The organism is Thermus brockianus, from assembly GCF_021462505.1.
GTDB lineage: Bacteria > Deinococcota > Deinococci > Deinococcales > Thermaceae > Thermus > Thermus hydrothermalis.
Window position 1 is genome coordinate 24,055 of the sequence record NZ_JAKEDV010000002.1, and the last position, 16,354, is coordinate 40,408.

14 protein-coding genes are annotated in these 16,354 nt (G+C 66.4%); 4 read left to right on the plus strand and 10 right to left on the minus strand.

What is annotated here, in order from left to right:
• Positions 1–8 precede the first annotated feature (8 nt).
• From LXN00_RS02320 to glnA, 6 genes are all read right to left on the minus strand, one after another.
• Positions 9–722: an ABC transporter ATP-binding protein gene (locus tag LXN00_RS02320; protein ID WP_234504211.1), complete on the minus strand. Its 714-nt coding sequence runs from the start codon at positions 720–722 to the stop codon at positions 9–11.
• Complete coding sequence (locus LXN00_RS02325; protein WP_234504212.1) at positions 719–1,498, minus strand: ABC transporter ATP-binding protein; 780 nt, start codon at positions 1,496–1,498, stop codon at positions 719–721. Before LXN00_RS02325 ends, LXN00_RS02320 begins: the two co-directional genes overlap by 4 nt.
• Positions 1,495–2,823: a branched-chain amino acid ABC transporter permease gene (locus LXN00_RS02330; protein ID WP_234504214.1), complete on the minus strand. Its 1,329-nt coding sequence runs from the start codon at positions 2,821–2,823 to the stop codon at positions 1,495–1,497. The genes LXN00_RS02325 and LXN00_RS02330 overlap by 4 nt, the downstream gene beginning before the upstream one ends.
• Positions 2,820–3,788, minus strand: coding sequence for a branched-chain amino acid ABC transporter permease (locus tag LXN00_RS02335; RefSeq protein WP_234504216.1), 969 nt, complete (start codon positions 3,786–3,788; stop codon positions 2,820–2,822). The genes LXN00_RS02330 and LXN00_RS02335 overlap by 4 nt, the downstream gene beginning before the upstream one ends.
• A gap of 66 nt (positions 3,789–3,854) precedes the next feature.
• Positions 3,855–5,027 carry a branched-chain amino acid ABC transporter substrate-binding protein gene (locus LXN00_RS02340; protein WP_234504218.1) on the minus strand — a complete coding sequence of 391 codons (1,173 nt, stop codon included), beginning with the start codon at positions 5,025–5,027 and terminating at the stop codon, positions 3,855–3,857.
• A 177-nt stretch (positions 5,028–5,204) separates the two neighbouring features.
• Positions 5,205–6,545, minus strand: a complete 1,341-nt coding sequence (gene glnA, locus LXN00_RS02345; protein ID WP_234504220.1) for a type I glutamate--ammonia ligase — start codon at positions 6,543–6,545, stop codon at positions 5,205–5,207.
• Between the two features lie 190 nt (positions 6,546–6,735).
• On the opposite strand from glnA, the gene LXN00_RS02350 reads away from it, so the two are divergent.
• Positions 6,736–8,391 carry a bifunctional metallophosphatase/5'-nucleotidase gene (locus LXN00_RS02350; protein WP_234505137.1) on the plus strand — a complete coding sequence of 552 codons (1,656 nt, stop codon included), beginning with the start codon at positions 6,736–6,738 and terminating at the stop codon, positions 8,389–8,391.
• Between the two features lie 25 nt (positions 8,392–8,416).
• On the opposite strand, the gene LXN00_RS02355 is transcribed toward LXN00_RS02350, so the two are convergent.
• The 3 genes from LXN00_RS02355 to LXN00_RS02365 form a co-directional block, all read right to left on the minus strand.
• Positions 8,417–8,860 (minus strand): MOSC domain-containing protein, encoded by a 444-nt coding sequence (locus LXN00_RS02355; RefSeq protein WP_234504223.1) that lies wholly within the window; start codon positions 8,858–8,860, stop codon positions 8,417–8,419.
• Positions 8,857–9,288, minus strand: a complete 432-nt coding sequence (locus tag LXN00_RS02360) for a c-type cytochrome (protein ID WP_234505141.1) — start codon at positions 9,286–9,288, stop codon at positions 8,857–8,859. The genes LXN00_RS02355 and LXN00_RS02360 overlap by 4 nt, the downstream gene beginning before the upstream one ends.
• 320 nt (positions 9,289–9,608) lie before the next feature.
• A complete protein-coding gene (locus LXN00_RS02365) occupies positions 9,609–10,829 on the minus strand; it encodes a sulfite oxidase (protein ID WP_234504225.1) in 1,221 nt (406 codons plus the stop codon).
• Between the two features lie 172 nt (positions 10,830–11,001).
• Between LXN00_RS02365 and mutS the strand changes: the two genes are divergently transcribed.
• Complete coding sequence (gene mutS / locus LXN00_RS02370; RefSeq protein WP_234504228.1) at positions 11,002–13,428, plus strand: DNA mismatch repair protein MutS; 2,427 nt, start codon at positions 11,002–11,004, stop codon at positions 13,426–13,428.
• Entirely contained in the window at positions 13,425–15,053 is a 1,629-nt protein-coding gene (gene mutL / locus LXN00_RS02375; RefSeq protein ID WP_234504231.1) for a DNA mismatch repair endonuclease MutL, read from the plus strand. Before mutS ends, mutL begins: the two co-directional genes overlap by 4 nt.
• Here mutL and rraA read toward each other — a convergent pair.
• A complete protein-coding gene (gene rraA / locus LXN00_RS02380) occupies positions 14,947–15,441 on the minus strand; it encodes a ribonuclease E activity regulator RraA (RefSeq protein WP_234504234.1) in 495 nt (164 codons plus the stop codon). The genes mutL and rraA overlap by 107 nt on opposite strands.
• 18 nt (positions 15,442–15,459) lie before the next feature.
• On the opposite strand from rraA, the gene purU reads away from it, so the two are divergent.
• Entirely contained in the window at positions 15,460–16,317 is an 858-nt protein-coding gene (gene purU / locus LXN00_RS02385; RefSeq protein ID WP_234504237.1) for a formyltetrahydrofolate deformylase, read from the plus strand.
• The last annotated feature ends 37 nt before the right edge of the window (positions 16,318–16,354 follow it).

A 16,354-nucleotide genomic window follows, 5' to 3' on the forward strand; every position in this document is an offset into this window, starting at 1 on the left:
ATGGCCTCCTAGCCCTCACCCAGGTAGGCCTTTTGCACTTCGGGGTTTTCCGCAAGCGCTTTAGCGGGCCCCGAAAGGGTTATCTCCCCCGTGGCCAGGACATAGCCCCGGTGGGCGATCTGCAGGGCGAGCCGGGCGTTTTGCTCCACCAAGAGGATGGTCTTCCCCTCTTGGTTCAGCTTCTGGATGGTTTCAAAGATGAAGTCCACCAGCACCGGGGCCAGGCCCATGGAGGGCTCGTCCATGAGGAGGATCCGGGGGTTTTGCATCAGGGCCCGCCCAATGGCCAGCATCTGCTGCTCGCCCCCTGAGAGCGTTCCCCCCTTTTGGTGCCTCCGCTCGTAAAGCCTAGGGAAAAGGGCGAAGACCTGCTCCTTGCGCTCCTGGACCACCTTGCGGTCCTTTTCCAAAAAGGCCCCGATTTCCAGGTTCTCCTCCACGGTGAGCCTAGGAAAGATCCTCCGCCCCTCGGGTACGTGCCCTATCCCCAGGGCCACGATCTGGTGGGCGGGGAGGCGGTGGATGGGCTTTCCCTGAAAGAGGACCTCCCCTTGCCTGGGCCGCACGAGGCCGCTGATGGTCCTTAGGGTGGTGCTCTTGCCCGCCCCGTTGGAGCCGATGAGGGTCACGATCTCCCCCTCCTCCACCCTTAGGGAAACCCCCTTTAGGGCGTGGATGTGGCCGTAGTAGGTGTGGACCCCCTTAAGTTCCAGAAGGCTCATGCCGCACCTCCCGCCGCCCCCTTGCCCAGGTAGGCCTCAATGACCCGGGGGTTCTGCCGCACCTCCTCCGGCGTCCCCTCGGCGATCTTGGAACCGTACTCCAAGACGGCGATGCGGTCCGAGATGCGCATCACGAGGCGCATATCGTGCTCAATGAGGACGATGGTGATGCCCAGTTCCTCCCGCAGTTTCTGGATGAAAGCCTGGAGCTCTTCCGTTTCCTTGGGGTTCATGCCGGCGGCGGGCTCGTCCAGGAGGAGGAGCCTGGGCTTCAGGGCCAGGGCCCGGGCGATCTCCAGCTTCCTTTGCTCGCCATAGGGGAGGTTTTTGGCCAGCTCGTCCTTGCGGTGGAGGAGGCCCACGTACGCTAGAAGCCGCTTGGCCTCCTCCTCCGCCCGCTTCTCCTCCCGCCGGGCCAGGGGGGTGCGGAAGACGGCGTGGAAGTAGGGGACGTGGATGTGCACGTGCATCCCCACCAGGATGTTCTCCAAAACGGTCATGGCCCCGAAGAGGCGGATGTTTTGGAAGGTGCGCCCCACACCCTCCTTGGCGATGCGGTCTGGGGAGAGCCCGGTCACGTCCTTGCCGAAGAGGAGGATCTTCCCCTCGTCGGGGGCGTAGATGCCGGTGAGGAGGTTGAAGAAGGTGGTCTTTCCCGCCCCGTTGGGGCCGATCACGGAGAAGATCTCCCCTTGGTTCACGCTAAGGCTCACGTCGTTCACCGCCACCAGGCCGCCAAAGCGCTTGGTGGCGTGGTGCACCTCTAGCGCCTTCATGCCTCCTCCATCTCCGCCTTGTGGCGTTTCTCGGGGATGAGACCCTCGGGGCGGAAGATCATCATCAGGACCAGGATAAGGCCGAAGACCAGCCGTTCGTACTTGGCGGGGTCCACTTGGCTTGGGATCTGGGGCAGGCTAGTGCGCACGAACTCGCTGAAGGTCTTGAGGATGTCCAGGTTGAGGATGGTGAGGGCCGCTGCCCCCAGGATGGCCCCAGGGATGGAGCCCATGCCCCCCAGGATCACCATGCCCAGGATGGTGATGGAGGCCAGGAGGGTAAAGGATTCCGGGGAAACGAAGGTGCGCTGGGCGGCGAAGATGACCCCCATGACCCCGGAGAAGGCGGCCCCGGTCATGAAGGCGAGGAGCTTGGTGGGCAGGAGGGGGATGCCCATGGAACGGGCGGCGATCTCGTCCTCGCGGATGGCCACCCAGGCCCGGCCGAAGCGGGAGTTGGCCAGGTTGAGGTTGACCAGGACCACGAGCCCGATCATGAGGAGGACCAGGAGGTAAAAGAAGAGCTGGTAGTCCGTGGTCTGGTCCAGCCTCACCCCCAAGGTGCCCATGAGTTGCCGGAACCAGTCAATGGGGGGGCGCTGGATGGGGGTGATGCCCTGGGGGCCGTTGGTGAAGTTGATGGGGTGGTCCAGGTTGTTGGCCAGGATGCGCACCACCTCCCCCAGGCCCAGGGTGACGATGGCCAGGTAGTCCCCCCGAAGCCTTAGGGCGGGGAGGCCGATGAGGAGCCCCGTTAGGGCGGTGGTGGCCACGGCGATGAGCATGAAGAGGTACATGTACTCCCCGGGCAAGGGGAAGTTCCCCGCCAGGAAGTTTTTCGCCTGCTCGGAGCCGAAGATGGCCCAGGTGTAGGCCCCCACGGCGAAGAAGGCGGCGTAGCCCAGGTCCAAAAGCCCCGCCATCCCCACCACCACGTTGAGCCCCAGGGCCATGGCGGCGTAGATGCCGATCTGGATGCCCAGCTCAAAGATAAAGGTGTTGGCGAAGCCGGCCATGGGCACGGAGAGGAGAAGGATGGCCAGGCCCAAAAGCCCTCGGATCCAGGTGGGAATCCGGGGTAGGGTGGTGAGGGCCACCAGAATGCCCACGAGGCCGATGAGGCCTAGCGTGTTTCCGGAGCGCACCAGGCCCAAGGTGAAGGCCAGGGTGAGGAGGGCCAGGTTTAGGGTGCGCGTTTGGGGGGGAAGCCTGAGAAAAGCGGTGGCGCCCAGGGCCACTAGGCCAAAGAGGTTGGTGAGGGCCCCAGGGGCGAGGTAGGCGAGGCCCAGGAAGGCCAGGGTGAGGAGAAGCGCTACGGCGCTCATACCTTCTCCTTAACCACCTGCCCAAGAAGCCCTTGCGGCCTCAGGAGCAGGATGAGGATGAGGATGAGGAAGGCCACCACGTCCTTGTACTCCGTGCCGAAGTTGCCGTTGGTCAGGATGGGGAGGTAGGTGCCGAAGAAGTTTTCCAGCTGCCCCAAGACAAGCCCCCCCAGCATGGCCCCGGGAATGTTGCCAATACCGCCGAGGACGGCGGCGGTGAAGGCCTTGAGGCCGGGCAAGAAGCCCACGTAGGGGGTGATGGTGGTGTACTGGAGGGCAAAGAGTACCCCCGCCACCCCGCCCAAGGAACCGCCGATGAGGAAGGTGCGGGAGATGATGCGGTCGGGGTCAATCCCCATGAGGCTTGCGGTGGAGAGGTCCTGGGCCACGGCGCGGATGGCCACCCCCAGCTTGGTGCGGTTCACCAGGTAGGTGAGGCCGAGGAGCATCAGGATGGAAACGCCCATGAGGATGAAGGACTTGGTTTGGGCGAAGATGGCTCCCCCGAAGAGCTCCACGCTGCCCTCGAGGTCCTCTACCGTGCGCATCCTGAGGAAGAACTCGTTGTGCCAAAGCCCCTCAATGAGGCGCACCAGGTCCTGGAGGATGAAGGACACCCCGATGGCGGTGATGAGGGGCACGAGGCGGTTGGTGGTCCCCCGTTTGCGCAAGGGGCGGTAGGCGAAGCGCTCCACCAGGATGGCGGTGGCTCCTGCCACCATGCCCCCTAGTATCAGGGCGATGAGGAGGAGAATAAAGCCGTTTTCCACGTGGGGAGCGAGGTAGCGGAAGACCTCCACCCCCACCACCGCCCCGATCATGAAGATCTCCGAGTGGGCGAAGTTGATGAGCTCCAAGACGCCGTATACCATGGTGTAGCCCAAGGCCACCATGGCGTAGACGAAGCCCAGGATCAAGCCGTCAAAGATCACCTGGGGCAGTAGGGCCAGGATCTGTTCCAGCAAAACGCCTCCTTTCTCCGGGCCAAGGGGGTGGCCCTCAGGCCACCCCCTTTCGGGTGTTGCCTTAGTTTACCTGGAGCCCGGGGCCGCCATCTCGATGACGCGGATCAGCTTGTTGTCGGCCCAGTTGCCCGTAGAAGCCACCTGCATCACGAAGTACTTGGCCTTCTTGTTGTCGCCCTTGTCGTCAAACTCAATGGTGCCGGTGAGGCCCTCCAGCTTGACCTTGCGCACCTCCTGGCTCACCTGCTCCCGGGTGGGCTTCTTGCCCCCGTTGGCCTTGATGGCGGCCTCCAGGGCAGCCAGGATCACGTTGGCGGAGTCGTAGGCGTAGATGCCGAAGCCCTCCATGTCCTTGCCGTACTTCTGCTTGAAGCGTTGGGCCACGGCCCTGGCCTTGGGGAAGGCGGAAACGGGGCCGGCCACGGTGGTGTAGAAGGTGCCGGCGGCGTTCTGGGCCCCCGCCAGGCGCACGAACTCGCTGGAATCCAGACCGTCACCGCCCATGAGCCGGGTCTTGAGGCCGCGTTCCCGGAGCTGCTTCACGAAAGGACCGATCTGGCTGTAGATGCCGCCGAAGTAGATGAGTTCGGGCACCGGACGGGCGCCGCGGATCTGGTTGATGATGGGCACGAAGTTGGAGGTCTCCTCGGTGCCCACGAAGGCCACCGTCCTGCCGCCCAGGGCTTCAAGCCGCTTCCTGAACTCCTCCGCCAGGCCCTGGCCGTAGGCGGTCTTGTCGTGGATGATGAAGACGTTCTTCACCTTGAGGTTGTTGAAGGCGTACTCCGCCCCCACCGGCCCTTGCACGTCGTCGCGCCCGCAGATGCGGTTCACGTTGGGCAGGCGCCGGTCCGTGACCCGGGGGTTGGTGTTGGCCGGGGAGACCATGACCAGGTTCACCCGGGCGTAGACCTCGCTGGAGGGGATGGCCACGCCGGAGTTCAGGTGGCCCACCACGCCCAAGATGTCGGGGTCGTTGATGATGCGGTTGGCGTTGGCCACGCCCACGTCGGGGTTGGCCTGGTCATCGTAGGGCACGAGGACCAGGTCAAAGCCCAGGGCCTTGAACTTGGCCTTGGCTTCCTCCACGGCAAGCTCCGCCCCCAGCTTGATCTGTTCCCCCAAAGCGGCCTGGGGGCCGGAGAGGGGGGACTGGGTGGCGATCTTGATGACGTTGGCCTGGCCCAGGGCCATGCCCAAGGCGGCTACACCTGCTACCAGAAGCCCGATTTTCCTCATATGCACCTCCTCAAAAGGCACGCGTTCGCGTTGCGGCCCTATTCTACGGGGGGGGTAGCGGGCTTTGTCAATGCCCCCAGGGAAAGTTTATGCCTGACCAACGGGTCAGGTATAAGGGAACCCCCACCCGGTACCGGGTGGGGAAGGTAAAGCCCAGGTTTAGGATGGCCCCTTGGCCTAATAGGTGGCCAGGTACTGGTCCAGCTCCCACTGGTGGACGGTGACCCGGTAGTCGTCCCACTCCATCTGCTTGGCCTGGAGGAAGTGGGTGTACACGTGTTCCCCCAGGGCCTCGCGGATGACGGGGTCCTTCTTCAGGGCCTCCAGGGCCTCCCGCAAGGTGCCCGGGAGCTCGCGGATCTTGTGCTTCCGCCGCTCGCGCACGCTCATCTGGTAGATGTTGCGCTGGATGGGCGGGGGCGGTAGGAGCTTGCGCTCAATCCCGTCCATGGCGGCGGCGGCCATGACCGCCAGGGCCAGGTAGGGGTTAGCGGAGGGGTCGGGCATCCTAAGCTCCGCCCGGGTACCCACGCCCCGGCGGGCGGGAATGCGGATCATGGCGGAGCGGTTGGAGGCGGACCAGGCGATGTTGGTGGGGGCCTCGTACCCAGGGGTGAGGCGCTTGTAGGAGTTCACCAGGGGGTTCGTGATGGCCACCATGCCCTCGGCGTGCTCCAGGAGGCCGGCGATGAAGTGGAGGGCAGTCTTGGAGAGCTGGTACTCCGCCTGGGGGTCGTAGAAGGCGTTCTCCCCGTTCTTGAAGAGGGAGAGGTGGGTGTGCATCCCGCTCCCGTTGATGCCTCGGATGGGCTTGGGGAGGAAGGTGGCGTGGAGGCCGTGGTTGAGGGCCACCCGCTTCACCACCCATTTGAAGGTAGCGATGTTGTCGGCGGTGGTGAGGGCGTCGGCGTACTTGAAGTCAATCTCGTGCTGGCCAGGGGCCACCTCGTGGTGGGAGGCCTCAATCTCAAAGCCCATGGCCACCAGGGCGTTCACCATGTCCCGCCGGGCCTCCTCCCCCTTGTCAATGGGGGCGAGGTCAAAGTAGCCCGCCTTGTCGTGGGTTTCCGTGGTGGGAAGGCCCTCGGGGGTGCGGAGGAAGAGGAAGAACTCGGGCTCGGGGCCAGCGTACATGTTGTCAAACCCCAGCTTCTTTAGCCTTTCAATCTGCCGCTTGAGCACGTACCGGGGGTCCCCTTCAAAGGGGCGGCCATCGGGGTAGTACACGTCGCAGATGAGCCGGGCCACCTTGCCCCGGGCGGGGTCTTCCACCAGGTCGGGGAGGATGACGAAGGTGTTGTAGTCGGGCCTCAGGAGCATGTCCGACTCCTCAATGCGGGTGAAGCCCTCAATGGAGGAGCCGTCAAACATGATCTCCCCGTCCAGGGCCTTCTCAAACTGGGATTCTGGCACCTCCACGTTCTTCACCATGCCCAGGATGTCGGTGATCTGGAGGCGCAGGAACTTTACGCCCTCGGACTTGAGCGTCTTAAGGATTTCCGCCTTGGTGTACGCCATTTTCCTTCCTCCTTGTCCGCCGAGGCCGGGTTTTCGGTGATACATCCCGGCGGATTGTGCAAAGTGTACGGCATAAATGTGCAGAATGTCAACCCTTATCCTGTCATGCGCGTTTTGGAATGCCCGCGTTGACCAACCCCTGAAGGGTCCTCGGCTAGACTGGGGGATGGAGGTACCTATGGCGCAGGGGATGAAGCGGCGGGACGTATTGCGGGCGGGCGCGGCTTTGGGGCTTGCGGGCCTGGGTCTTGGGCGGGCGCAAGGGGCGTTTACCTTAACCCTGGTCCACACCAACGATACCCACGCCCACCTGGAGCCCATGGAGCTTACCCTTTCCGGGAACAGGGTGCGCGTGGGCGGGGTGGCCCAGCGGGTGGCCTTCTTTGACCGCCTGCGGGCGAGCCGCAAGAACCTTCTCTTTTTGGACGCGGGGGATGTTTTCCAGGGAACCCTTTACTTCAACCAGTACCGGGGTTTGGCGGACCGCTACTTCATGCACCGGATGCTCTATCGGGTCATGGCCCTGGGGAACCACGAGTTTGACCTGGGGCCTGGGCCCTTGGCGGAGTTCTTGAAGGGGGCGAGGTTCAAGGTGGTTTCCGCCAACGTGGACGTGAGTCAAGAACCTCGGCTTAAGGGCCTTGTGGCTCCCTACGCTGTCCTGAGCGTGGGTGGGGAGAAGGTGGGGGTGGTGGGCCTCACCACCCCGGACACCAAGGAGATCGCCAACCCTGGCCCCACCGTGGCCTTTTTAGACCCCTATGAGAGCGCCCAGAAGGCGGTTTACGAGCTCCTAAGCCGGGGGGTGAACAAGATCCTTGTCCTCTCCCACCTGGGCTATGGGGAGGACCTAAAGCTTGCCCGGAGGCTTGTGGGGGCGCAGGTCATCGTGGGCGGCCACTCCCACACCCTTTTGGGAAGCTTCCCCCACAAGGAGCTTGCCCCCGCCGGGCCCTACCCCACGGTGGTCAAGAACCCCGAGGGGAAGGACGTCCTGGTGGTGCAGGCCTGGGAGTGGGGGAAAGTGGTGGGGGTTTTGGAGGTGAGCTTTGACGCCAAGGGGGAGCTCGTGGCCTACAAGGGCGAGCCCTTCCTCATGACCCCCGAGGTGTCCCCGGAGGACTTCTTCGCCAAGGAGGCCCTTCTGGCCTACGCCCAACCGGTCATGGCCCTCATGGGCCAGGTCATCGCCGAGGCCAAGGTGGACCTGGTGGGGGAGAGGGCCATCGTGCGCCGGCGGGAGAGCAACCTGGGCAACCTGATCGCCGACGGCATGGTCTGGAAGACCAAAAACGCCGGGGTGCAGATCGCCCTGCAAAACGGCGGGGGCATCCGGGCCTCCATCCCCAAGGGCCCCATCACCGTGGGCAAGGTCTACGAGGTTCTGCCCTTTGGCAACACCCTGGTGGTGATGGACCTGAAGGGGAGGGAGATCAAGGCGGCCCTGGAAAACGGGGTTTCCCAGTGGGAGGCCCAGGCGGGGCGGTTCCTCCAGGTTTCGGGCCTGCGCTACGCCTTTGACCTCTCCCGGCCCGCGGGGGACCGGGTGGTGAGGGTGGAGGTAAAGACGGAAAAGGGCTATGTGCCCTTGGACCTCGAGGCCACCTACCGGGTGGTGGTCAACAACTTCATCGCCGCCGGCGGGGACGGCTTCACCGTGCTCAAGGAGGCCCAGGGCTACCGGGTGGACACGGGCTTCAGCGACGCCGAGAGCTTCATGGACTACCTGAAGGAGCTTAAGGTGGTGGAGGCGGGCCTCGAGGGCCGGATTGAGGTCCTCAACGAGCCCAAAGGGGAGCGCCCCGCCTACTGGGCCTACGAGGTGCCGGAACGGGTGGGGGTCTAGGCGTGGGGAACCCCCCGGGGGCTCTTCACCGGGTGAGGGTGAGGACCCGCACGGGGTCCCCTACCCGCACCACCCCGCCCTCCAGGACCCGGGCGTAAAGCCCCCGCCCCCCGTAAAGGAGCTTGGGCAGGCGCAGGTCAAACTGGGAGAGGCTTGCGCACACGGTGCAAACCTGGGAAAACTCCAAAAGCGCTTCCCCCACCCATAGCCGGGCCCCCAAGGGGAGGCCGTGGGGGTCCAGGTCCAGGAGGAGGTTTTCCCCTAGGGCCCCGTAGGGGAGGTCTATCCCGGCCCTTTGCGCCTTCTCGTAGGCGGCAAGCCCCGCCACCAGGACCGCCCGGTCAGGGTCCTTGCCGGCGTGCCGGTCCCCCTTGGCCCCAAAGCCTGGGAGGAGCTCTAGGACTTCTACCCGGGGTTTGGGCAACCCAGGGGTGGTCCCGAGGTGGAGGGAGACGACCTTCCCCGTCATGGGAGCCTGAGCCCCTGGCGCAGGGCGTGGACCTCCTCGGGGGTTAGGGGCTTGGCCCGCGCCGCCTTCACCTCTTCGGGGGTGTAGGGCCGGAAGCCTTGGGGGGCGCCGAAGGTGAGGAGGTGGTTCAGCACCAGGGCCAGGTCCTCGTCGGTTAGCCAGGCGAAGCCGGGCATCACCTGGTTGTAGGTCTGTCCCTCCACCTGGATCTCCCCCTGGAGGCCGTAGAGCACCACTAGGAGGAGGTAGTTCCGCCCGCCCTCGGTCCCCAGGAGCTTGGCCGCGTGCCCCCGCAAAGGAGGGAAGAGGGGTGGGTTGCCCTCCCCTTGCGGCCCGTGGCAGCCCTGGCAGTTGGCGTAGACCTGGGCGCCCGTCTTGGCGGCGGGGGCCGCGGCTGCCGGGGGCGGGGGGGGGGGGGGGGGGCCCAGGGAGGGGGNGCTCCTCTGGGGTAACCTTTAGGCCCTGGAGTGCCATCTCGTCCAGGACAGCGTCCCAGCGTTCCCGGGAAAGGCGCTCTCGGGCCACTAGGCCGATGTCGTGGCAGGTCTGGCACTTGGCGAGGACCAGGTCTTTGCCCGGCCCTTCGGGGAGGGTGGGTTGGCCCAAGGCCAGGTATCCCAGGAGGCCGAGGCCGGTGGCTAAAAAGGATAGCCAAAGCGTGCGCATCGCCTTCAAGCATCTCCTCCTTACCCCAGTGGGGTAGGTTCGGGGCCACAAAACGCCCCGGGCAGCGCCCGGGGCAAATGCCTTAGGCCACGGTGAACCTAACCCGCATCACCCCGTTGTACTCGTAGCCCCGCTCGTTCCAAGCGAGGTTGCCGTCCAGGGGCTGGCTGCGCCCGGCGGCGTCCCAGGCCCGGGCCATGACCTCGTGTTCCCCAGGGCGGAGGTAGAGGGTGGCCCGCCAGCGCACCCAGCCGTAGCTTCTCCCCGTGCGCTCCAGGGTGGCCTGGTGCCAGGTGCGCCCGCCGTTGGTGGAAACCTCCACGCTCACGATGGGCACGATGCCGTCGTTGAAGGCCACCCCCTCCACCCGCACGTAGGGCCCTTCCACCGTCTGGCCCTCCAGGGGGGCAAAGATGAAGCTATTCACGTTCACCAGCCAGTTGGGGCGGGAGTTGGTGAAGCTATAGGGGTAGCGGCTTCCGGGTTCTTGGGGGAGGAAGGGAAGGTGGGTGTTGGGGATGGTGGGCACCCGGTAGCGGGGCATCTGCTCGGCGGTGGTGTTCTCCGCCTCGGTGAACTCCACCTTGGCGACCCACTTCACGTTGTTCACCCCGAAGTAGCCGGGGAAGACCAGGCGCACCGGGCCCCCGTGGACGGCGGCGAGGGGTTCCCCGTTCATGGAGAGAGCGAGGAGGGCCTCCTCCAGGGCGTGGATGGGGACGCTCCGCACGAACTCGGCGGCGTTGCCCTGGCGGCTGGCGTGGGCGGTGATGAAAAGGGCTTTTTCCGTGGGCTTCGCCCCCTTGGCGGCCAGGAGGTCCTTAAGCCTTACCCCCCGGAAGGTGACGTTCCCTACCCCGCCGCGGCCCCAAGGGTTGCCCGAGGGGCGGGGTTGGTAGAGGGAGCGCCCGTTGCCCGAGCACTGGAGGACCATGGTCACCTCGTGCTGGGGGAGGCTAAGGAGCTCCTTGGCCTCCACGGTGAAGGGCTTGTCCACGAGGCCCCCCACCTCGAGGGTCCAGCCCTCGAGGCTCGCCCCCTCCACGGTGTTGTAGCCCGGCAGGTCCACGTTGTTGCGGACGTAGAGGAGTTCCTTAGGGGTGCGCTCGGGTTGGCTGGCCAGGAGGGCAAAGGGCGTTTCCAGGACGATGGGCCTTTGGGAGAGCACGAGGATCCTGGCGTCTTTGCCCTTTACCAGTTGGTCCGCCGTGGGGGTTTGCTGGGCAAAACCCCGCCCCGCCGCCAACAGGGCGGCCCCCAGGCCCATGAGCTTTAGGGTGGTCCTGCGGTTGACCTTTTCCATAGGGTGGCCTCCCAAAAGCTGGGGGGACTTTTGCCCCCATGTGCCGGATAACCCCACTCTAGCGAGCACACCCTACCCCTGTCAAGTAAGCATGAGTCCGGGAAGATGACCCAAAGCTGAGGAAACATTTCCCAATTCCCTGGGGGGTATCGGCAGGGTTAACATAGTGCACATGCTCAAGGGCGAAGGCCCTGGTCCCTTGCCGCCCCTCCTCCAGCAGTACGTGGAGCTTCGGGACCGCTACCCGGACTACCTCCTCCTCTTCCAGGTGGGGGACTTCTACGAGTGCTTCGGCGAGGATGCGGAGAGGCTCGCCCGCGCCCTGGGCCTTGTCCTCACCCACAAGACCAGCAAGGACTTCACCACTCCCATGGCGGGCATCCCCATCCGGGCTTTTGACGCCTACGCCGAACGCCTCCTAAAGATGGGCTTCCGCCTGGCGGTGGCCGACCAGGTGGAGCCGGCGGAGGAGGCGGAGGGGCTGGTGCGGCGGGAGGTGACCCAGCTCCTCACCCCCGGCACCCTGGTCCAGGAAACCCTCTTGCCCCGGGAGGCCAACTACCTGGCGGCCATCGCCACGGGGGACGGGTGGGGGCTTGCCTTTTTGGACGTGTCCACGGGGGAGTTCAAGGGCACTTTGCTTAAGAGCAAAAGCGCCCTTTACGACGAGCTTTTCCGCCACCGCCCTGCGGAGGTCCTCTTGAGCCCCGAGCTCCGGGAGAACGAGGCCTTCGTGGCCGAGTTCCAAAAACGCTTCCCCGTGATGCTTTCTGAGGCCCCTTTTGAGCCCGAAGGGGAAGGCCCCTTGGCCCTCAGGCGGGCCCAGGGGGCGCTTCTCGCCTACGCCCGCGCCACCCAGGGCGGGGCCCTGAGCGTGCGGCCCTTCCGCGCCTACGACCCCGGGGCCTTCATGCGCCTGCCCGAGGCTACCTTGCGGGCTTTGGAGGTCTTTGAGCCCCTGAGGGGCCAGGACACCCTCTTTGGCGTCCTGGACGAGACGAGGACCGCCCCGGGCAGGCGGCTCTTGCAGAGCTGGCTCCGCCATCCCCTTCTGGAACGGGGCCCCTTGGAGGCCCGGTTGGACCGGGTGGAGCGCTTCGTGGGGGATGGGGCCCTGAGGGAGGGGGTGCGGCGGCTCCTTTTCCGCCTGGCGGACCTGGAGCGGCTCGCCACCCGCCTGGAGCTCGGCCGGGCTGGCCCTAAAGACCTGGCCGCCCTCAGGCGGAGCCTGGAGATCCTCCCCGAGGTCAAGGCCCTTCTAGGGGAGGAGGTGCTTCTTCCCGACCTGGGCGCCTTGCTAGAAGAGCTCGAGGCGGCCCTGGTGGACGAGCCTCCCCTGAAGCTTTCCGAGGGGGGGCTTATCCGCGAGGGGTATGACCCCGAGCTGGACGCCCTGAGGCGGGAGCACGCCCAGGGGGTGGCCTACTTCCTGGAGCTGGAGCAAAGGGAAAGGGAGCGCACGGGTATACCCACCCTCAAGGTGGGCTACAACGCCGTCTTCGGCTACTACCTCGAGGTCACCCGCCCCTACTACGAGCGGGTGCCCAAGGAGTACCGGGCGGTGCAGACCCTCAAGGACCGGCAGCGCTACACCCTGCCGGAGATGAAGGAAAGGGAAAGGGAGCTCTACCGCCTCGAGGCCCTGATCCGAAGGCGGGAGGAGGAGGTCTTCCTGGCGGTGCGGGAGCGGGCGAAAAGGGACGTGGAGGCCCTAAGGGAGGCGGCCCGGGTCTTGGCGGAACTGGACGTCTTCGCCGCCCTGGCCGAGGTGGCGGTGCGCCACGGCTACACGAGGCCCCGCTTTGGGGAAAGGCTTTCCATCCGGGCGGGGCGCCACCCCGTGGTGGAAAGGCGCACGGAGTTCGTGCCCAACGACCTGGAGATGGCCCACGAGCTCGTCCTGGTCACGGGGCCCAACATGGCGGGCAAGAGCACCTTCCTCCGCCAGACGGCCCTCATCGCCTTGCTCGCCCAAATAGGGAGCTTCGTGCCGGCGGAAGCGGCGGAGCTTCCCCTTTTTGACCGCATCCTCACCCGCATCGGGGCCTCCGACGACCTGGCGGGGGGGAAGAGCACCTTCATGGTGGAGATGGAGGAGGTGGCCCTCATCCTCAAGGAAGCCACGGGGAAAAGCCTCGTCCTCCTGGACGAGGTGGGCCGGGGCACCAGCAGCCTGGACGGCCTCGCCATCGCCACCGCCGTGGCGGAGGCCCTGCACGAAAGGCGGTGCTACGCCCTCTTCGCCACCCACTACTTTGAGCTCACCGCCCTCTCCCTGCCCCGCCTGAAGAACCTCCACGTGGCGGCCAAGGAGGAGGAAGGCGGGCTCGTCTTCTACCACCAGGTCCTTCCCGGGCCCGCCTCCAAAAGCTATGGGGTGGAGGTGGCCCGGATGGCGGGCCTTCCTGAGGGGGTGGTGGAGCGGGCCAAGGCCCTCCTCCAGGCCATGGCGGCCCGGCGGGAAGGGGCTTGGGAGGAGGTCTTGGAGCGGCTTCTTTCCCTGGACCCCGACCGCCTCACCCCCCTCGAGGCCCTTAAGCTCCTCCACGAGCTCAAGGCCTTGGCCCTGGGGGCGCCCTTGGGTAGCATGAAGGGGTGATCCGCCCCTTGCCGCCCGAACTTAAGGGCCTCCTCGCCCGGGGCGAGGTGCTCCTTTCCGTGAGGGATGCGGTGCGGGAGCTCTTGGAAAACGCCCTGGACGCAGGGGCCAAGCGGGTGCGGGTGGAGCTTTTTGGCGGGGGCCTGGAAAGGCTCGTGGTGGAGGATGACGGGGAAGGCATCCCCTTGGAAGAGCTTTCCCTCGCCGTGGAGCCCTTTACCACCAGCAAGCTCCAAGACCCGAAGGCCATCCAAACCCTGGGCTTCCGGGGCCAGGCCCTTTACGCCCTGAGGCAGGCCGCCACCTTGCGCCTGCGCTCCCGGCCTAAGGGGCAGCTCGGGGGTGGGCTTCTGGTGGCCCGGGGGGATGCGGTGGAGGTGCGCCCTGTCCCCGCACCCCCCGGTACCCGGGTGGAGGTGGTGGGCCTCTTCGCCGGGGAGGGGCGGGACCCGGCGCGGGAGGTGCGGGAGGTCCAGGGGCTTCTCAAGCGTTACCTCCTCCACCACCCCCACCTCGTCCTCGCCTTTTTCGCCGAGGGGGAGGCTAGGCTCCTCTTCCCGGGGGCGGGGCTAAAGGAGGCGGCCCGCCTGGCCTTCGGCCGGGTGATGGCGGAGCGGCTTTTCCGGGTGGAACGGCGGGGGGAGGGGATGGCCTTTTCCGGGCTCCTTTCTGGGCCCCAGGTTTCCCGTACCCGGGAAGACGCCCTTTTCCTTGCGGTGAACGGCCGTCCCGTGGCCTTTCCCCCGGGGCTTCTCAAGGCGGTGCGCCGGGCCTACAAGGACCTCCTCCCCGAGGGGCACTACCCCGTGGGTGTCCTGAACCTGAGCCTTTCCCCAGGGTTGTACCGCCTGCGCCTGGACGCCAGGAAGGAGGAGGTGGCCCTAAGCGGGGAGGTGGAGGCCTTTGTGGAGGAGGGTATCCGGGAGGCCTTGGCGGGGCGGAACCTGGCCCGGCTCCTTCCGGAGCCCAAGCCCCTTGCCCCCCTTACCCCCCCCACGCCCTCGGGGCTTCCCCGGCTCCGCTACCTGGGCCAGTTCCGGGATAGCTACCTCTTGGCGGAAGGGGGGGACACCCTCTACGTGGTGGACCAGCACGCCGCCCACGAGCGCATCCTCTACGAGGACTTCCTGCGCCGCCTGGAGGAGGGCCTAAGCCCCCTGCCCTATCCCGTCCTGGTGGAGCTCACGCCGGAGGAAGCCCTCCTTTTGCCGGGGGGGACGGAAAGGCTTTTCGCCTACGAGCCCTTCGGGCCCCATAGGGTGCGCCTCCTAAAGGCGCCCGCCTTTCTCCACCCCTACCCCCTTCTCCTCCCCGAGGTCTTCCGGGAGGCCTTGAGGGGGGAGGGGAGGAGCCTAAAGAACCTCCTCGCCCGCCTGGCCTGCCTCCCCGCCATCAAGGCGGGCCACCCCTTGGGGCAGGTGGCGGGGCAGGCCCTTTTGGACGCCCTCCTCGCCTGCGAGACCCCCTGGGTCTGCCCCCACGGCCGCCCCACCCTTTTGGCCCTTAAGGAGGAGGAGCTCATCCGCCGCTTTGGCCGGCGTTCGGGGGCGAAGGGAGGAGAAGAAGCCCGTCCTCATTGGCCACAAGAAAGCTTCCCGGAAGCACCGCTCCCCAAGGAAGGCTAAGGGGCACGTCCACCTCCCCCTTCCCCTCCTTGGCGCTCTTCTTGGGGGTGGCGGCCAGGGCGAGGACGCCGATGGGGATGGCGGCGAGTTCCGCCGTGTCCCGCACCGCCCCGTGCACCACCACCCCCTGCCAGCCCCTTTCCCAGGCGAGCCGGGCCAGGTTGCCTCCTAAGAGGGCGGTGCGCAGGGAGCCTTGCCCGTCCACGAAGAGGACCTGGCCTTCGCCCCCCTCTTCCAGTACCTGGCGGACGAGGGCGTTGTCCTCGAGGACCCTCAAGGTCCTCACCCGGCCGGAAAAGCGCCTTTTCCCCCCAAAGGCCTGGAAGACCAGGGGCATTGCCACCGCCTCGGGGTGGAGGTCGGAGAGGTCCGTGGTGGAAAGCTCCATGGGGATATAGTAGCGGGCATGGAGGAGGCCCGTCTTCTCATCACCTGTCCGGACCGGCCCGGCATCGTGGCGGCCGTTTCCGGGTTCCTTTACGCCCACGGGGCCAACGTCACGGACCTGCAGCAGCACTCCACGGACCCGGAAGGGGGCGTCTTCTTCATGCGCCTCGCCTTCACCACCCCCCACCTGGACCTTTCCCGCCCGGCCCTGGAGCGGGCCTTCCAGGAGGTGGTGGCGGAGCGCTTCGGCATGGCATGGCGCCTGGCCTACGCCTCGGAGAGGAAGCGGGCGGCCATTTTGGTGTCCAAACCCGCCCACGCCCTTTTGGAACTCCTTTGGCGCTACCGGGTGGGGGAGCTTCCCATGGACCTGCGCCTCGTGATCTCCAACCACCCCGACCACCGGGAGGAGGTGGAGCGCTTCGGCATCCCCTACCACCACGTGCCGGTGGAGGCGGGGCGGAAGGAGGAGGCGGAGGAGAGGATCCTCGCCCTTCTGGAGGAGGAAAAGGTGGAGCTCGTGATCCTCGCCCGCTACATGCAGATCCTCTCCCCCCGGTTCGTGGCCCGCTACCCCATGCGCATCCTCAACATCCACCACTCCTTCCTGCCCGCCTTCGCCGGGGCCAACCCCTACCGCCAGGCCTACGAGCGGGGGGTGAAGCTCATCGGGGCCACGGCCCACTACGTCACGGAGGAGCTGGACGCCGGCCCCATCATTGAGCAGGACGTGGTCCGGGTCTCCCACCGCCACTCGGTGGCGGAGATGCGGCGGCTTGGGCAGGAGTTGGAGCGCACGGTCTTGGCCCGGGCGGTGCGCTGGCACCTGGAGGACCGCATCCTGATCCACGGCAACAAGACCGTGGTCTTCGTCTAATCGCCCCCTAACCGGGGGGGCATAGGGTGGGAAGAGG

What these genes read in the sequence shown, in the direction of transcription:
- LXN00_RS02355 (WP_234504223.1), bottom strand. Translation starts at nt 8,860, where the DNA reads ATGACGGGGAAGGTCGTCTCCCTCCACCTCGGGACCACCCCTGGGTTG.
- rraA (WP_234504234.1), bottom strand. Translation starts at nt 15,441, where the DNA reads ATGGAGCTTTCCACCACGGACCTCTCCGACCTCCACCCCGAGGCGGTG.
- LXN00_RS02325 (WP_234504212.1), bottom strand. Translation starts at nt 1,498, where the DNA reads ATGAAGGCGCTAGAGGTGCACCACGCCACCAAGCGCTTTGGCGGCCTG.
- glnA (WP_234504220.1), bottom strand. Translation starts at nt 6,545, where the DNA reads ATGGCGTACACCAAGGCGGAAATCCTTAAGACGCTCAAGTCCGAGGGC.
- LXN00_RS02340 (WP_234504218.1), bottom strand. Translation starts at nt 5,027, where the DNA reads ATGAGGAAAATCGGGCTTCTGGTAGCAGGTGTAGCCGCCTTGGGCATG.
- purU (WP_234504237.1), top strand. Translation starts at nt 15,460, where the DNA reads ATGGAGGAGGCCCGTCTTCTCATCACCTGTCCGGACCGGCCCGGCATC.
- mutS (WP_234504228.1), top strand. Translation starts at nt 11,002, where the DNA reads ATGCTCAAGGGCGAAGGCCCTGGTCCCTTGCCGCCCCTCCTCCAGCAG.
- LXN00_RS02365 (WP_234504225.1), bottom strand. Translation starts at nt 10,829, where the DNA reads ATGGAAAAGGTCAACCGCAGGACCACCCTAAAGCTCATGGGCCTGGGG.
- LXN00_RS02320 (WP_234504211.1), bottom strand. Translation starts at nt 722, where the DNA reads ATGAGCCTTCTGGAACTTAAGGGGGTCCACACCTACTACGGCCACATC.
- LXN00_RS02350 (WP_234505137.1), top strand. Translation starts at nt 6,736, where the DNA reads ATGAAGCGGCGGGACGTATTGCGGGCGGGCGCGGCTTTGGGGCTTGCG.
- LXN00_RS02330 (WP_234504214.1), bottom strand. Translation starts at nt 2,823, where the DNA reads ATGAGCGCCGTAGCGCTTCTCCTCACCCTGGCCTTCCTGGGCCTCGCC.